Genomic DNA, 15,964 nt, shown 5'->3' with positions numbered 1-15,964 from the left:
AGGGCGGCCGCACCATGTGGGGGGTGGCGTCCGGGGGGAGTGCCTAGCGGGACTTGTGCAGCGCCTTGTCGAGGGCCGCCTGGAAGCCGCCGGCCCACAGCTGGTTGACGCGGGCTCGCTCGTTGGCGTCCGGGCTGGAGTTCGTGCAGGACGGGCCGGGGCCGCCGCCCGACATCAGCTCGCTGCACGGGCCTTCGTAGTGGTCGGGCAGACCGAGGACGTGGCCGGTCTCGTGGGCGGTGACGCGCGTGGAGTCGTACTCCTGGTTCTGCGCGTAGTCGAGGAAGACGTAGCCGCCGCCGTGGCCGTCGGTCGAGGCGTACGAACCGCGGGAGTCGTTGCCCTCGCGGTAGCTGAAGTCGGCGTTCGAGCCCGACTGGAGCTTCACGTTCGACACCGAGCTGTTCCATATCTGGGCGCTGCGGGCTATCTGAGCGCTGAACGTCGGCGCTCCCGAGGCGTTGTAGACGACCGTGACGGCCGCCGCGCTGCTCGGGTGGGCGGCGCGCTTCTCGGCGACGGACCTGACGACCGCCTGGAAGAACGCCTGGTTTGCCTTGGCCTCGGCAGGAGACCCGATGTATCCGGAGTACGAGGTGGGAGCCGGGGCAGCGGCGGCGGGCACCGCCGCGCCGAGACCGAGGGCGGCGAGGCTGAGGCCGACCGCCGCCGTGAGAGTGGACGTGGACATGGACGTGCGCTTGCGCATCGATGACTCCTAGGTGGGGGGTGAGTCAGTCGTCATCGGTGAGTTTCGGCGCCTGTGGAATCACTGTGATGATGGCAACCGCCGATAGCACGCCCCTATCGCCCCTATCGCCGATCGCGCGGATTTCTTCGAACACCCAATTCGGGTGTGTCGGGCGGGGTTTGTGCGTCTGGTGAAACTTTTGATTCCGCTTTACGCTCCGAGAGCATGGACCTCGAGGTGCGACACCTCCGCGCGCTGTGCGCCATAGCCGACACCGGCAGTCTGCACCGCGCCGCGCGTCAACTGGGCGTTGCCCAGCCGTCGTTGAGCACGCAACTGCGCCGTATCGAGCAGGAGCTGGGCGGCGCGCTGTTCGTCCGCGCCCGCACCGGCTGCCGGCCCACCCCGCTGGGCAGCCTGGTGCTGAGCCGCGCCCGCCCTCTGGTGGCCGAGATGCGCTCCCTGGTGAGCGAGGCACGGGCCGCCGCGACGGGCGGTCCCGAGCTACGCGTCGGCTCCACCGCGAGCAAGGCCCTGGCGGGCTGGCTGCGCCGGCTGCGCGCCCGCGGCCAGGACCCCACCCTCCACATGAACGTCTCCCCGAACGCCCTGCTGCGCATGGTCGCCGACGGCCAGCTCGACGTCGCCTTCGTGCACGAGGTCGACGGCAGCCCCCTGCGCATCCCCGAGGGCCTGCGGCTGCGCACCCTGATGGAACGCGAACCGCAGTTCGTGTACTTGTCGGCCGACCACCCGGCGACCGCGCACCCCGTGGTCGACGTCGGCGAACTGGCCGGCGACCGCTGGATGATCGACCCCACGGTGGACGGCGAGTGGGACGCCGTGCAGCGCATGTTCCGCGGGGCGGGCATCAACCCGCACGTCCTGCACGGCGACTACCACACGGCCGCCGCGCTGGTCGCGACCGGCGAGGTCGTCACCGTCTGCCAGCCGACCGCCCTCTCCCACCCCGACATGGCGGTACGCCGCCTCCAGGGCGACCCGCTCGGCGTACGCCTGCTGCTGGCGGCCCGCACGGAGACGGACCTGGACGGCGCACTGCCCGCACTGGAGGAGGCGTACTGGGACTCGGCCCACCAGGCACCGGCGTATCGGGAGTGGCTGGAAGGGGAGGGTGCGGGGGGTGCGCCGGGCATGCGGTCCCCGGTACCGGCCCTCCCTTAGTCAAGGAACGGCGGCACGGGAAGTCGACACGGGCCTACGCGCGCGAGACTCGCTGCGGCAAACCCTGGAGGTTCAAAATGTCGTGTGATACTCGCATAATCCATGTGCTGCCCACAGTGTCGTGAGGTTGTGCCCTCCTTTGGTCACCCCCTCCCGTTGTGGAAGTGAACACCTTGAAACAGAGCAGCCGTCGGCCCGGTCGGCCCGAACGCCCCCTCGATCCCGATGCGGGGCCCGTGCAGTGTTTCGCCCATGAGCTGCGGTCACTGCGCGAGGCCGCCGGGTCCCCCTCGTACAGGGCGATGGCGGAGCTTGCCGGTGTCTCGGTGGCCGCGCTGTCGCGGGCCGCGTCGGGGGAGCGGTTGCCGTCGGCGGTGGTGGTGCGGGCGTACGCGCGGGCGTGCGGTGCCGAACCCGGCGTGTGGGAAAGGCGGTTGCGGGCGGCGGCCGAGGAGACGGTGCCGTACTGCCCGGCGGAGGGGGAGTCGCCCTACCAGGGGCTGGCGCGGTTCGAACCGGGGGACCGGGAGCTGTTCTTCGGGCGGGCCCGACTGTCCGAGGACGCGGTGCGGCTGATGCGGGAGCACCGGTTCGCGGCGCTGGTCGGCGCTTCCGGCAGCGGCAAGTCCTCCCTGTTGCGGGCCGGGGTGACGCCCCGGCTCGAGACCCTGGTCCAGGAGATGGGCTGCGGTGCGGAGGTGCGGCTGATCACGCCGGGCGCTCGGCCCGCGGCCACCCACGGAGGGATGCTGGCGCCCGGGCGGGACGGGCCGCATCGCGTGGTCGTGGTGGACCAGTTCGAGGAGATCTTCACGCTCTGCCGGGACCGGACCGAACGGTGGCGGTTCGTCGAGCAGTTGCTGGCCGCCAGGGAGCCGGACGCCAACCTGCGGGTGGTCGTCGCCGTGGGCAGCGGCTACCACGACCGGTGCGTCGAGCACCCCGGGCTGGCGGAGGCCCTGTGCGACGCCACCCTGACCGTCACCGCCATGAACCGGGAGGAACTGCGGGACGCCGTCGTCCGACCGGCCACTGCGGTCGGCCTGCGGGTGGAGCGGGAACTCACCGCACGGATCGTCGAGGAGGCCGCCGACCGGCCCGGCGCCCTGCCGATGGTGTCGCACGCCCTGCAGGAGACCTGGCGGCGCAGACGCAGCGGAGTGCTCACCCTGGCCGGCTACGAGACGGCCGGCGGCGTCCACGGGGCGATCGCCGCGGCGGCCGAGGAAGTGTACGGCCGGTTCTCCGTCGGCCAGGCCGACACTGCCCGGCGGCTCCTGCTGACGCTCGTCGCCCCCGGTGACGGCGGCCCCGACAGCGGTCGCCCGGTTCGCCGCGCCGATCTGCGCGAGTGGCCGGACCCCGAGGTGCCCGTCGTCCTCGAACGCCTCGCGTGCGCCCGGCTCGTCACCCTCGGCGAGGAGAGCGTCGAGCTCGCCCACGAGGCCCTGATCACCGGCTGGCCCCGGCTCCGGGCGTGGATCGAGGAGAACCGCGAGCGGCTACGCCTGCACCGGCACCTCGCCGAGTCCGCCCGCCTCTGGCAGGAGCGCGACCGTGACCCCGGCGCCTTGTACCGGGGTGTCCATCTCGCGGTGGCCGACGCGCTGTTCACCCGCGGCACGCACGAGGACGACCTCACCGCGCGCGAGCGGGCCTTCCTCAGCGCCTCCCGCGTCGCCGAGTTCATGGAACGCTGGACGGCCGCCCGGATGCGGCGCCGGATACGGATGTTGGCCGTCGCGCTGTCCTGCGTTCTCGGTGGAGCGCTGGTCGCCGGGCAGATCGCGTGGCACGAGCGGGGCGTGGCCGACGGGGAACGGGCCCTCGCCGGGGCCCGCCTCGCGGCCGGCCTCGCCGACCCCCGGGGGGCCGCCGACCCCCGCACCCGGACCCTGCTCAGCATCGCCGCCTGGCGGCTGGCCCCGCTGCCCGAGAGCCGCGCCGCGTTGTACGACGCCCTGTCCGAACCCGAGCGGGACGCCTTCACCGACCCCCGGCAGAGCAACGGCTCCCGGTACTTCCTCACCTCCTCCGGCCACACCCTGCTCGACGTGGGCGGCGGCCTCTGGGAGGCCTGGGACGTGGGCACACACCGGCGCATCGGATCAGGGCGGCTGCCGGACGCACCGGTGAGCGCGGTCAGCCCTGACGGGGAGACCCTCGTGCTGGGCGGGGAGGGCGGGCAACAGTTGTGGCGTCTGCCTGTGGGGCAGGGGGGCGACGAGGGGCTCACCGGGGGCAGTGGTGACGGCGCGGGGGCCGGTGGGAGTGACGCGAGGGATGGGGGCCACGGCGCGGAGGCCGGCGGTAGTGCGGGGGCCGACACGGATCGCGCGGGTCTCGGCGACAGCGGCTCTGGTGCCGGCCAGGGCTTCGGTCTGCGCTCCGCCGGGAGCGGCTACGTCGTGAACGGCCCTGGTTCCACGACCCAGTTGCGTGCCTTCGCCGACGACCGGCTGCTGTTCGAGACGGCCGCGGCCGATGCCGTCGTGCCGAGTGCGGGGGCCCGGCTGGCCGCCGTGTGCGCGCGGGGCCGGCTGCTCGCGGTGCGGGATCTCGTGCGTCGGCACACCCTGCGGGGGGCCTGGCGGAGCTCGTCGTCGGTGGACTGCTCGTCTCTCGCGTTCGACAGCGGGGGGACGCGACTCGCCGCTGTCACGGATACCGGCGTACGCGTCTGGGACCTCGCCTCGGGGCGGCAACTCGCCGACCTCGCCCGGCCGGACGGCCGCTCCCTCGCCTTCACTCCCGACGGACGGTTCCTCGCGGTCGCCGGGCAGAGCGAGGTGACCGTATGGCGGCTCACGGCGCCGCACGCGCCCGTGTTCGGCCGGCCCCTGGCCGACGGGCCCGTCACCGCCCTCGCCTGGGACCCCGGCTCCCCGACCCTGCGCTACCTCGCCGGAAGCACGGTCCATACGCTCGACCTCTCGACCCCGCTCACCCCCGCGTGGCAGGACCGGCGGCTCGACGGTGAGTTGCTCAGCCCCGACGGCCGCCTGCTGGCCACCGCCCAGCGCGACGGAGGGGGTTACCGCTTCCAGCTCCGGGACACCGGTACCGGCCGGGTCCTCGCCCGGCTTCCCCCGGCGGGGAACGGGCGGCCGCTTATGGCCTTCAGCCCCGACGGGCGGTTCTTCTCCTACGGCGTCACCGTCCCGTCGTACGACATCGGCGGCCCGTCCGCCCGGAAGGCGCCCGCCACCCGGATCGTGGTCTGGGACGTGCCGGGCCGTCACAGACAGGCCGAACTCGGCCTGGCCGCGGAGCCGTCCGCCCCGGAGGTGCGCTCGATCGCGCTCACCGCCGGCGGCCGGGAACTCCTGCTCACCCGGGCCACGGCCACCGGCTCGCTCACCGGTGAGGTGTGGAACACCGCCCGGGGTACGCGCACCGGCGCCCTGGCCGCGGCGGTGAAGTCCGTCCTGGCCGCCGGTTTCACCGGCCCGGCCGCGGCCCTGCCCTTCGGACTGCACGCCGGTGTGCCGCTCGGCGGCGCGGAGGTCCTCGCGCTCGGCCCCGACGGCATCCGCCTGGCCGTCGGCGGCCCCTCCGGCGGTGTCACCGTCTGGCGCGGCCGCCGCGAACGGCAACGGGAGGCCGTCGTCCCGGCCCCCGCCGGAGCCCTCGGCTCCCCTGTCACCGCCCTCGCCTTCAGCCCCGACGGCCGTGCCCTCGCGGTGGGATACGGCTCCGGCGCCCTCCGGCTCTGGGACCTCGCCGCCCGGCAGCCCCTCGGCGGCGGCCTCGACACCCCGGGTGACACGATCCGCTCCCTCGCCTTCAGCGCGGACGGGGGCTCCCTGTACGCCGGCGGCGGCCACGTCCCCCTCCAGCGGCACGCCATCGCCCCCGCGCAGGTCGCCACCCGGCTCTGCGCCCGGGCCGGACGCGACCTCTCCGGCACCGAATGGCGCACCTACCTTCCCGACGTGCCCTACCGCAACCTCTGCGACCTGCCCGCCACCGGCCCGGCGACGGACTCCGACCCGGCACCGGCACCCGTGCGGACGCAGGAGCCGGGCATGTCGGGGTCCGCACGGACCGGCACACCGATGCCCGCAACTCCCGCCCGGCGGGCACCGCGAGAGACCGGAGCCCATGGCGGGCACCCGATCGCCCGGCCCTCCGGAACGCCGTCCAGGGCCACCCCCCAGCTCCACCCCTGGTCCGCATCACCGCGGCACATCACGGAGCACCGACCGCTGACGCACTGCTTCGAGCGGTCACCGGGCCTCCGCGTCCTCCCCCATGAACGGGAGATGAGCACGGGATCACAACTCCCTCTGTCCGCCCCCAAAGAGTTGTCTACGGCTCTGACCTGCATTGATCAACAAATCTGCGGCTCCGAGAGTGGTTCGTGCCCGGCGGCCCCTCCCGTCGGAATCCATCCCGATCTGGAGTGATCGATGGCTTACACACGACGCACGACCGGTTCCCGTAAGCGCATGTTCCGCACGGCGGGGGTCATCGGGGCCCTCGCCCTCGGCGCCTCGCTGATGGCGGCCCCCCAGGCCTCCGCCGACGACAGCCCCACCACCCAGCAGCTCCTGGACGCGTGCTCGTGGGCGGACTCCTGCACGTTCCACCCCACCTCCTATTGGACCTACACCGGCCCGACCCACCAGGTCGGCTCCACCGCGTTCAACTGCGCGAGCCAGACCAACCAGCACCGGATCGACTGGTCGGACACGACCGCCTCCACCAACTCGGTCGGAGTCTCGATCTCCGTCGGGGTCAAGTTCTGGGCCGTCTACGAGGCCGAGGTCGAGGCCAGCTACGGCCACACCTGGACGACCTCGCACACCGACACCGAGAGCGACACGGTCAACATCCCGGCCGGCCGCAAGGGCTGGATCGAGCGCGGCACCGCCAAGCAGCAGGCCACGGGCTGGTACGAGCTCCACTTCGGCAGCCGCTACTACGGCCACTACATCTGGTACATCAACAACTACCAGTCGTCCGGCTTCAACAACGACCAACCCGCTACGGGGTTCATCAACTTCAAGGACGCCGAGATGACCTCGGGTGAGCGCTCCGCCCACTGCGGCTGAGCCGTGCGGACGTCCGAGATGTCAGGAACCCGGATCCCGCTCGTTGCCACCGCCCTCGCCGCACTGTTCCTTCTGACCGGCTGCGCGGGCAGGGCCCAGAGTCCGGACGTCGAGCACGCGGACCAGCAGGGGCCGACCGTGATCGGCACCGACGGCTCGGCGGAGAGCCGGGTGGTGGCGGCGCTCTACGGCGAACTCCTCACCCACGCCGGGCAGCGGGTGCGGGTGTCGGCCACCGGTTACACCTCGCCCTCCGCCACCGCCGAGGCCGTGGTCGAGGGCAGGCTCGGCCTGGCGCCGGCGTACGAGAGCACCCTGCTGCGCACGTTCCCGGGCGGGGGCGCCCTGCCCGGGAACATGGCGGCGACGCTGAGCATGGCGCTGCCCGTGGGCATCGAGGCCCTGCCGCCGGCCGCGGCCGAGCGCGGGATCGTCCTCGCGGTCACCCGGGCCACGGCCCGGCGCCACGGCCTGCACAGCCTCGCCGACCTCCGCAAGGCCGGCGGCCGCCTCACCCTCGGGGGTCCCGCGTCCGGCGACCCGGACGTCCCGCCGCCCGCGTTCCTGAAGAAGGCGTACGGCGTCACCATCGCTCCCGCCGGCACCTCGGCCACCGCCGACGTGCAGGTCCTGCGCGGCACGGACCCCGCCCTCACCAGGGACGGACTGGTCGTGCTGGCCGATCCGAGGGGTGTCGTCCCGCCCGAACACGTCATCCCGCTCATCGCCGCCCCCGACGCGGACCCGGTCGCCACCAAGGCCCTGGCCCGCCTCAACCCGGTTCTCACGACCGGCCAACTGGCGCAGCTCGTTTCCTCCGTGAAGGCCGGAGAGGCCCCCGCGCGGGCGGCCCGGTCCTGGCTGCGCGCCCGTGGGCTGCTGACCTGAACCGGCAACGTCGCCGCAGGCGAGGACATCCGTGCCCGTTGTCTTTCTCGGAGAACAGGTGGCAGTTGGCCGAGTCGCCGATGACCCAGAAGTGCGCAGGGCAGCCCCCGAATCGCCCAAGGGTTCTCAGCTTCCCCAGCGCCACGCCGGTCAGCTCGCCGGCGTGCGGATCACCGCCTGTCCGCCCGCGCTCGTCATGGCCACAGTGAGGGTGTCGGCGGAGGTGACCGTCCGGGTGCTGACGACGGTGGGCTGCATGTCGATCAGCAACTCGTACGTGGCGGCGGTCTTGGCCCAGGCGATGATCTGGTTGGTCATGGCCTGGGTGCCGTCGTTGATGAAGCCCAGTTTGATGCCGGCCACGCCCCAGCTCCTGTAGAGAGCGAACAGGGTGTCCGGGTCCGTCGCGGCGATCCGGTTGACGTAGAGGAAGACACCGACGCCGTTGGCCGTGGGGTAGTCGATCACGGTGGGCAGGTCGATGGCGGATATCGCGGCGGTGGCGTCGGTGGCCTTAAAGGCTTTTCAGACGCTGTCCGCATACCGATCGACGGTCTTGATCGCATGATTCGAATCGGCGACCTTCTGATCCGTAGGATCGGGCGGCGTGTTATGAGAGGGCCCCGCCCTTATCCGGACTAATCGCTGACGGTTGTGTTCAACAGCCTCTATGAGCCGTCATTGCCGCGAGGACTGCCGTCAGTTCCGTTCCCCGGCGGCTGTTCCGTTCATTCCTGGCTTCGGCGAAGGCACCACTGGCTGGTGGACGGAAGCATGGCCATGACCGTTGCGGCAACCGCCACAGCGGCCGTCAGCGGGGCGACTAAGAAGAAGAGAATTGCGTCGGGCGAGTCCATCGTCAGTTGCATCCCAGTCAGTAGGGCTTGTGCACTTGCACTCATACCCTGTAGGGCCCCCAGGGCGCCGGTTATCGCGATCATCCGGCGTCCGGCCATTTTGCGCTGAGACAGTAGCCACGCACCCGTGACAAGCATGGCCATCACCAGTACGCCCACCACCAGATTCGTCCACAGCACCCCAGTCGGCGAACCGGGCATGCGGATGAATTCGGGGATTTTGAAGATCATGAACAGAAGCCCTGGAAGGCACAACAACGCCAGGGCTATCGCTGCGGTCGCCGTCTGGGGTGTGAATGACGGTGCGCCACCGTCGTTCGGTTCGGGGAGGAATGGCTGTGTTCCACCGCCGGGCCCCCCTGGGCCTGGATCGGCAGCGAGCTCGCGCAGCCGCTCAGCAAGATCCGCTGCCGACGCGTACCGGTCCCCAGGGTCCTTCTGCAGAAGCGTAAGAACCACCTTGTCCCAGGCGGCCGGGATGCCGACCGCAACGGAGCTGGGGGCGGGAGGAGTGTCCCTTAGGTGGGCAGCCAGGTAGCCCGCTGGGTTGGAAGCCTTGAAGGGCAAGTACCCGGTGATCATCTCGAACAGCACGCAGCCGAGCGCGTACAGGTCGCTGCGCTTTTCCGGGCCGTCCTGGGCCTGCTCGGGCGCCATGTACTGCGGGGTGCCCACGATGAACCCCGTCTGCGTCAGCCCGCTTGTCATGGCGGGGTCGGCCGCCTTCGCGATACCGAAGTCGACCACCTTCACTGCTCCGGTGACGGTGACGATGATGTTGGCGGGCTTGACGTCACGGTGCAAGATCCCCGAGTCGTGCGCCTCGCCGAGCGCAGCGCACATCTGAAGCCCCCACCGGGCGGCGTCGGCAAGATCGACGGGGCCACCGCCGAGGATCACATCCAGTCCCCGGCCACGCAGCAGCTCCATCACAAGGAACGGCGTTGTGCCGTTCGCTGTCGTGGCCTCGCCGAGGTCGTGGACAGTGACGATGTTGTCGTGCTGAAGGGCCGCAGTGAACTGCGCCTCCTGCAAGAAACGAGCGCGTGCCTCGTCCGCCCGGCTGCCCCTCGCCAGCGAGTGCTGAGATCAGCTTGACCGCAACTGAGCGTCCCGGTCTCTGATCGTGCGCTTCCCACACCTGGCCCATACCGCCCTCGCCAAGTGGCCTCACCAGCCGGTACCGATCTACGAGAATGGTGCCGTCCACGCGAACTCCCCTTGCCTTGAGGGCCTTTGCGTTCCAGAAGAAGCGTAATCGACCCAGCACCACCCTCTTCCGAGCAGGATCGGGCAGCTTGTTGGGCCGGGGCTCCGCCTTCGTCCAACCTGATCGCTGACGCTGTGATGGCCGGTCTCCGTGTGCCGTCGTTGCCGTCATTCGATTGCCGTCATTCGGAGGAGTACGGTAGGGCCATCTCGTCAGGCTGACGTGAAATGACCCAACCCGTGTCCGTCGCTCCGTCGGTCTGAGATCCTGGAGACCCATTGAGAGGGGCCGCAGGTATGGAATGGAAGACCCACGGTGAGCGACAGATCTACACCAACAAGTGGGTGAATCTATGTCTGGTCGACGTCCAGCAGCCTGACGGGCGCAGGTGGGAGTACCACGTCGTGCGCCTCCGGCACTTGGCCGTGGCCGCCGTGGTCAACGACCGTCAAGAGGTCCTGATGATGTGGCGGCACCGCTTCATCACCGACTCGTGGGCCTGGGAGTTGCCCATGGGCCTGGTCGAGGAGGGCGAGACCCCGGAGGAGGCGGCGGCCCGTGAAGTCCTGGAGGAGACGGGTTGGCGCCCTGGCCCCATCAAACCCCTGATCTACGCCGAGCCGGCCAACGGGATCACCGACTCTCAGCATCACGTCTTCCGCATCGACGGCGCGACCTACGCCGGTCCGCCCACGGAGAAGAACGAGTCCGACCGCATCGAGTGGATCCCCCTCAGCGAGGTGCGAGGCATGATCGACCGCCGGGAGGTCGTCAGCAGCGGCTCGCTCGTCGGCCTGCTCTACCTGCTCATGGACGAAGCGATCCGCTGACCGGCGGGAGGAGTGCCCGTAGCCGAGCCTCGAAGGCCAGGGCTACGGGCTCCTGCCTGTGCGGGGCCAACTGGTCGTAGAACTCCCTGAGATGGCCGGACACACGCTCGGAGGCCACTGCCGACGCCGGTTCCAGTGCCTGCGTGGCGGTGTCGCACGCCTGGTCAAGCTTGCCCTGATCCAGCTGCGTACGGGCAAGCCAGAACGAGTGAAATGCCCGGCCGCGCTGGTTGGTGCGGGCCTCGCGCCGCAACGCGTCCGCGATCAGGGGTTCGGCGGTGGCCGCTTCGCCCAGTCGGCCGTGAGCGATCCCCGTGTCCACGATCAGCTTCGTCTCGTCGAAGTACGTCACCCAGGACGGGTCAGGATCGCTCACCCGAATCCGCTCGAAATGGCGGTGCGCCTCCTCGATCGCCTGGTGAGTGGAGTCCCGGTTGCCGAGCGTGGCGTGAGCGAAGGCTTCCCGTATCGACAGCATGGACAGGACCCGTGGGGTGGTGTCGACAGCCGAGCGGGCCTGGTCCTGGGCGGCAGTCACGAAGGCCAGAGAGTCCGCGGGCTTGTCCTGATACGTGCCCTGCAAGCTCATACAGGCAAGGACGTTGGCCATGAACTGGCGGTCGTCAATCTCCTTGGCCAGTTGCAGGGCCTCGGTGAAGTACGCGCGGGCCTGGTTGTACTGGCGGGCGTCGAAGTAGGTCCAGCCGGTGAGGCGAGCCAGCTCAGCTGCGATTCCGTACAGGCCGTTCTGGATGGACGGCGGTCGGTTCTCCTTCAAGAGACCGACGACATGCCGGAGCTGGCCGACGATGGCCGGCCTCAGAGCCTCGCCGCCGTGCTGGTCGTCCCGTCGCCAGTAGTCCTCGATGGAAGAACGAAAGGCCTCAAGTGTGGCTGCGTTCAAGCTCGTTCGCGTGGCCAACGCCAAGATGTTGTCCACATCAGGGCCAGGTAAGGACGCGGGAGTCTGCTGCTCGGGCTGCGGTGCGTGGGGAGCCTCTCGCTCGGTGACCACGAGGGCTTGAGGTGTCTCCCACGCTCGACGGGCAAGCCCAAGCATGTGTCCTGGGATGCGCAATCCGTCCGCGATGCGCTCGATGACGTCCATGTGCTGCAACTGGCGTTGCCCTGCGATTACTTCGCCGACACGGCTGGGGGTCAGCTCACAACGCCTGGCGATCATCGACGGGTAGATGCCTGCCTTGGCCTTCACCAGCCGGAAGACCTTGACGAAGTCCCGCACCCGGCAGGCATTGATCATCTCGGGATCGGTGAGCAGCCTGGCAGGCAGCTCCTGCGGCCGGTCTGCGTCGGGCATTGGGTGGCCCCCCACTGCGATGGCTACGCAACGTCGCTGATTCTCTACTCGCCGCGATATTACCCAAGTTGGGTAATCAGTCTGACCTTTTGGCAGGGGTCCCTGGATCGCGATGCTCCCTTCCATGGCGAGCAACCAGCAGACCAGACCAGGCATCGGTGAACTGGCGAAGGACAGCGCCCGAAACCGGATCGGCGTCGTCATGGGTGAAGTCGGCGGTCGTGTGCGGATAAGGCCGATCGGCGGCGGCACGGAATGGGATGCCATGCCGGACAACGTGGTGGCGCTGACTGCGCGGGAGGAACTGAGCGCCCGCCTGGCTATCAGGAACGGCAACAGCCGGGATGGGCTGTGATGCGCGTCATCGGCCGGTACGCAGGAGTCCTGTTCATCGTCGCGATCAGCGGCTCGTGCGGCCTGGTGATCGGCATGGCTCTCGCCATGGGCCAGTAGACGGGCCGCCCCGGACGGGTGCCAACTCCCCGGCTCCCCCTTCCCCGTTCGGGGCCGGCCATCCAACCCACACACCGCCACACACAAGGAGTACTCGCATGACGGCAACGGCGAACGATCAGAAGACTGGTCGCGCGGTGGCTGGTGAGGAGCTCTTCCAGAGCCTCACCCACTTCGTGGTCGTCCACAACGGGCAGTCGTCCCAGCGTGCCGAGCGCATCGCGGATCAGGCGGTCGCCTTCCTGGTCACCGCGGCCACGGCCACCGTCCCCATGGTCCCGTCGGACGACGTGGACCTCGGCCTGCACGCGCTGATCCTGCACACGAGGGAGTACGCGAGGCTGTGCGAGCGGTACGCGGGCCGCTTCCTGCACCACAATCGAAGCCGGGCGGCGGGCCCCGCGACCTGCTGAAGGTCATCACTGCGGCACGCGCCATGAAGGCGGCCGGGTTCATGGTCTTCGACGACCTGTGGACCGTGGACGGCACGAACCTCGCGCAGTGCGACTCGGACTGCGGCCGTCCGTACGGTCAGGCGTAGCACACGACAGCAGCGACGCGGCCGGCCTCGACTCGTGGTCGGCCGCGTTCGCCTGGAAGGAGAACAGACGTTGTCCGGGTCACCCCCTGAACTGCCGATCGTGGTGCTCGACGCGCTCATGCCCACGGCCCAGCGCCTGGTCCTCAACCGCCGGGGCTCCATGGTCTGGGAGGTGCAGAGCCATCGGGGCCACTACGCCGTGAAGCTCGGTTATCCGATCGAGGCCGCGCCCGACTGGCCCGCCCAGTCCTGGACCGCCCTCGCCCCCGCACGGGAAGGAGCCGTGCTGCTTCGCCTCGGCCTGGTCGACCTCGCGTACGGCGAATGGAAGCGCGGAACCTGGAACTTCCAGCCGTGGCATGAAGGGCCAGACCTGTACCAGCTGTGGGAGCCCTGCCGCAGGCGAGACTCGCCCGTCGAACCGCATTTCAGCGTGGCGCTGGGTTGTGTCGAGGCGCTGGCCGAACTCCACGCCAAGGGCTGGGCGCACGGTGACGTACAACCCGCCCACTTCATCATCGGGCCGGAACGGACGCACCTCATCGACCTCGCCCTTGCCCAGGGCGGACACGTGCCCGAGGGATACGACTTCCCGTTCCGCGGCTGCCTCGTCCACTACGAAGCACCAGAGATCGCCCGCAGCGTGCTCGCCACCGGGGCAGCCGAGCCGACACCGGAAGCCGACATCTACGCGCTCGGCGCCTCCCTGCTCATCTCCGCCACCGGCTGGCGAGCCGTCGAGTACCCGGACGACGCCCCGCGCCCCGTCCAGCGGGAAGCCGTGGCGAACGGCAGGCGCCGGCCCGTGAAAGCGCCCGGCAAGCTGGGTGAGCTGGTCGACGCAATGCTCAGTCACGCTCCAGAGGATCGCCCCACGATCTACGAGGTGGACAACGCACTGAGCCGCCTGTGAAGCGCTGGTTCACAGAGGGAGACGGAGCGGGAGGGGACGGACGTCGACCGCGCACCAGAAGAACGGGGTCTCAGCGGGACCGGCGCGTAGCGGGTTCGTGACGCGGCGTGCCCGTGCGGCTCAAGTGCCGTACGGGGCCCATGCATTGTGTTGCGCTCGACCAGCCCCGCTGGGGAAAGGTCTGTGCTACACCGACCCTCCCCAAGATCGCCGTCTTGGCCCGCTAACCTTACGTGTCCGTCCTGGCCAGGGATTGACGGGCACCAACTCACCCGAAGGGTTGCGCACATGGGCATTCTCACTCTCCTGCGGAATGCATTCGGCAGGTCACGCAGCGGGCGTGCCACCGAAGCAGAGGGTGCGGAGCTCACCCCTTCGCAGTCTCCGGAACCGACGGTCCCCTCACCGTCACCCGAACCGCAGCCGGCGCCATCCGCCCAGGTCCCGGAGCCGCGCTCGTCGACGACGGAGTCCGCCGCGTCCACGGAATCCCCGGAGTCCACGGAGTCCACGGAGGACGAGCACGAGCTGGTCTCGGCGGCATTCGACAAGTTGACTGTTCCGAAGCCGGCGACGCCGGTGGACCCGGTGACGGCTGAGCCGACGGTGGCGGAAGAGCCGACGCCGGTGACCGAGGTCGCCCCCGAGCCGGTGGCGGTGACCGAGCCGACGGCTGAGGAGCCGGAGGCGGCGGCCACGGTCGCGGAAGAGTCGGCGCCGGAGCCGACGCCGGAGCCCACCCCTGAGACCGAGCCGGTCGCGGAGGTGGCTTCCGAGCCGGCGGCGCAGGAGCCGGTCGCGGAGGCGGAGGTCGAGCCGGACCCCGAGCCGGCGGCGCAGGAGCCGGTCGCGGAGGCCGAGGTCGAGCCGGTCGCGGAAGTGGCTTCCGAGCCGGCGGCGCAGGAGCCGGTCGCGGAGGCGGAGGTCGAGCCGGACCCCGAGCCGGTCGTGGCAGAGCCCGAGCCGGTAGCCGCCGAGGCGCCGGAGCCCGCGGCAGAACCGGACCCGGTGGCGGAGTCCGCCCCCGAGCCCGTGGTGGAAGCAGAGCCCGAGCCGGTCGCCCAGGTCGAGCCGGACGCAGAGCCCGAGCCTGTCCCCGAGGTGACACCCGAACCGCAGCCCCAGCCTGTCCCCGAGGCGACGCCCGAACCGCAGCCCGAGCCGGTGGCCGCGTCGGCGGACGACACGGTTTCCGCTCCGGAGCCCGCAGCCACCCCCGTGGACGAGCCCGCGGCCGCCGACGGCGAGGACGCTCCACAGGGGCCACTCGCAGTCGACGACGAAAGTGGTACGGGTGGTGCGGGTGGGAGCAGCAACCCAGCCGAAGGCGGGGCGCCCACGCCCGTCCCGGCAACCCTCCGCACGGCGTACACCGCGGCCGAAGCCGCCCTCAAGGCCACCGGCCTCACCGGCACCGCCGCCAAGGTCTACCTCGTCCTCGACCGCTCCGCGAGCATGCGCCCGTACTACAAGGACGGCTCCGCACAGGCCCTCGCCGAGCAGACGGTCGCCCTCGCCGCCCACCTCGACCCCCAGGGCCCCGAGAACACCACGGTCCACGTCACGTTCTTCTCCACGGAAGTGGACGGCACCGGCGAACTCACCCTCACCGACCACGAGAACAAGATCGACGACCTGCACGCAGGGCTCGGCCGCATGGGCCGTACCAGCTACCACGCGGCCGTGGAGGACGTACTCACGCACCACGCCAAGGAAGCCCCCGGCACCCGTGCCCTGGTGGTCTTCCAGACGGACGGCGCCCCCGACGCCAAGACCCCCGCCACCCAGGCCCTCACGGACGCGGCGAAGAACCACCCCGCCGTCTTCTTCTCCTTCGTCGCCTTCGGAGACCCGGAGAACAAGGCCTTCGACTACCTCCGCAAGCTGAAGCTGGACAACACGTCCCACTTCCTCGCCGGCGCGACCCCGCGCGAGCTCACGGACACGGAGGTCTACGAGGGCATTCTGGCGAACTGGCGCCCGTAACCCCCGAAGATCACCAGGCGGCCGCCCCTTCCCAC

General features: G+C 70.5%; 11 protein-coding genes and 2 pseudogenes. 9 read left to right on the top strand and 4 right to left on the bottom strand.

From position 1 onward, the window contains the following. Positions 1–43 precede the first annotated feature (43 nt). Positions 44–709 (bottom strand): snapalysin, encoded by a 666-nt coding sequence (snpA, locus tag OOK07_RS22145; RefSeq protein WP_266682511.1) that lies wholly within the window; start codon positions 707–709, stop codon positions 44–46. Between the two features lie 207 nt (positions 710–916). Between snpA and OOK07_RS22140 the strand changes: the two genes are divergently transcribed. From OOK07_RS22140 to OOK07_RS22125, 4 genes are all read left to right on the top strand, one after another. Continuing rightward, on the top strand, positions 917–1,876 hold the full coding sequence (locus OOK07_RS22140; RefSeq protein WP_266798100.1) for a LysR family transcriptional regulator: 960 nt from the start codon (positions 917–919) through the stop codon (positions 1,874–1,876). 158 nt (positions 1,877–2,034) lie between these two features. Further along, positions 2,035–6,285 (top strand): nSTAND1 domain-containing NTPase, encoded by a 4,251-nt coding sequence (locus OOK07_RS22135; protein WP_524540321.1) that lies wholly within the window; start codon positions 2,035–2,037, stop codon positions 6,283–6,285. Positions 6,286–6,288: 3 nt separating this feature from the next. Further along, positions 6,289–6,933, top strand: coding sequence for a hypothetical protein (locus tag OOK07_RS22130; protein WP_266798097.1), 645 nt, complete (start codon positions 6,289–6,291; stop codon positions 6,931–6,933). Positions 6,934–6,951: 18 nt separating this feature from the next. Beyond that, positions 6,952–7,821 (top strand): glycine betaine ABC transporter substrate-binding protein, encoded by an 870-nt coding sequence (locus tag OOK07_RS22125; RefSeq protein WP_266798096.1) that lies wholly within the window; start codon positions 6,952–6,954, stop codon positions 7,819–7,821. A 150-nt stretch (positions 7,822–7,971) separates the two neighbouring features. On the opposite strand, the pseudogene OOK07_RS22120 reads toward OOK07_RS22125, so the two are convergent. Continuing rightward, a pseudogene (locus OOK07_RS22120) lies at positions 7,972–8,322 on the bottom strand (glycoside hydrolase family 97 catalytic domain-containing protein); the annotation flags it as partial. A 227-nt stretch (positions 8,323–8,549) separates the two neighbouring features. Continuing rightward, the gene (locus tag OOK07_RS22115) at positions 8,550–9,755 is read right to left on the bottom strand and encodes a serine/threonine-protein kinase (protein ID WP_266802001.1); all 1,206 of its coding nucleotides are present in this window, start codon (positions 9,753–9,755) and stop codon (positions 8,550–8,552) included. Positions 9,756–10,184: 429 nt separating this feature from the next. Here OOK07_RS22115 and OOK07_RS22110 point away from each other — a divergent pair, with 429 nt between their 5' ends. Next, positions 10,185–10,718, top strand: coding sequence for an NUDIX hydrolase (locus OOK07_RS22110; RefSeq protein ID WP_043407174.1), 534 nt, complete (start codon positions 10,185–10,187; stop codon positions 10,716–10,718). Here the strand turns inward: OOK07_RS22110 and OOK07_RS22105 are convergent. Next, a complete protein-coding gene (locus OOK07_RS22105) occupies positions 10,696–12,036 on the bottom strand; it encodes an NsdA family TPR-like regulatory protein (protein ID WP_266798091.1) in 1,341 nt (446 codons plus the stop codon). The genes OOK07_RS22110 and OOK07_RS22105 overlap by 23 nt on opposite strands. Before the next feature lie 124 nt (positions 12,037–12,160). On the opposite strand from OOK07_RS22105, the gene OOK07_RS22100 reads away from it, so the two are divergent. From OOK07_RS22100 to OOK07_RS22085, 4 genes and pseudogenes are all read left to right on the top strand, one after another. Continuing rightward, complete coding sequence (locus OOK07_RS22100; protein WP_266798090.1) at positions 12,161–12,391, top strand: hypothetical protein; 231 nt, start codon at positions 12,161–12,163, stop codon at positions 12,389–12,391. Positions 12,392–12,587: 196 nt separating this feature from the next. Beyond that, positions 12,588–13,030, top strand: a pseudogene (locus OOK07_RS22095) (glycine-rich domain-containing protein). 70 nt (positions 13,031–13,100) lie between these two features. After that, positions 13,101–13,943, top strand: coding sequence for a protein kinase family protein (locus OOK07_RS22090; protein WP_266798088.1), 843 nt, complete (start codon positions 13,101–13,103; stop codon positions 13,941–13,943). A 288-nt stretch (positions 13,944–14,231) separates the two neighbouring features. Next, on the top strand, positions 14,232–15,929 hold the full coding sequence (locus OOK07_RS22085; RefSeq protein ID WP_266798087.1) for a VWA domain-containing protein: 1,698 nt from the start codon (positions 14,232–14,234) through the stop codon (positions 15,927–15,929). Positions 15,930–15,964: the final 35 nt, after the last annotated feature.

Source organism: Streptomyces sp. NBC_00078 (assembly GCF_026343335.1).
Lineage (GTDB): Bacteria > Actinomycetota > Actinomycetes > Streptomycetales > Streptomycetaceae > Streptomyces.
This window is presented reverse-complemented; position numbering and strand designations above follow the sequence as displayed.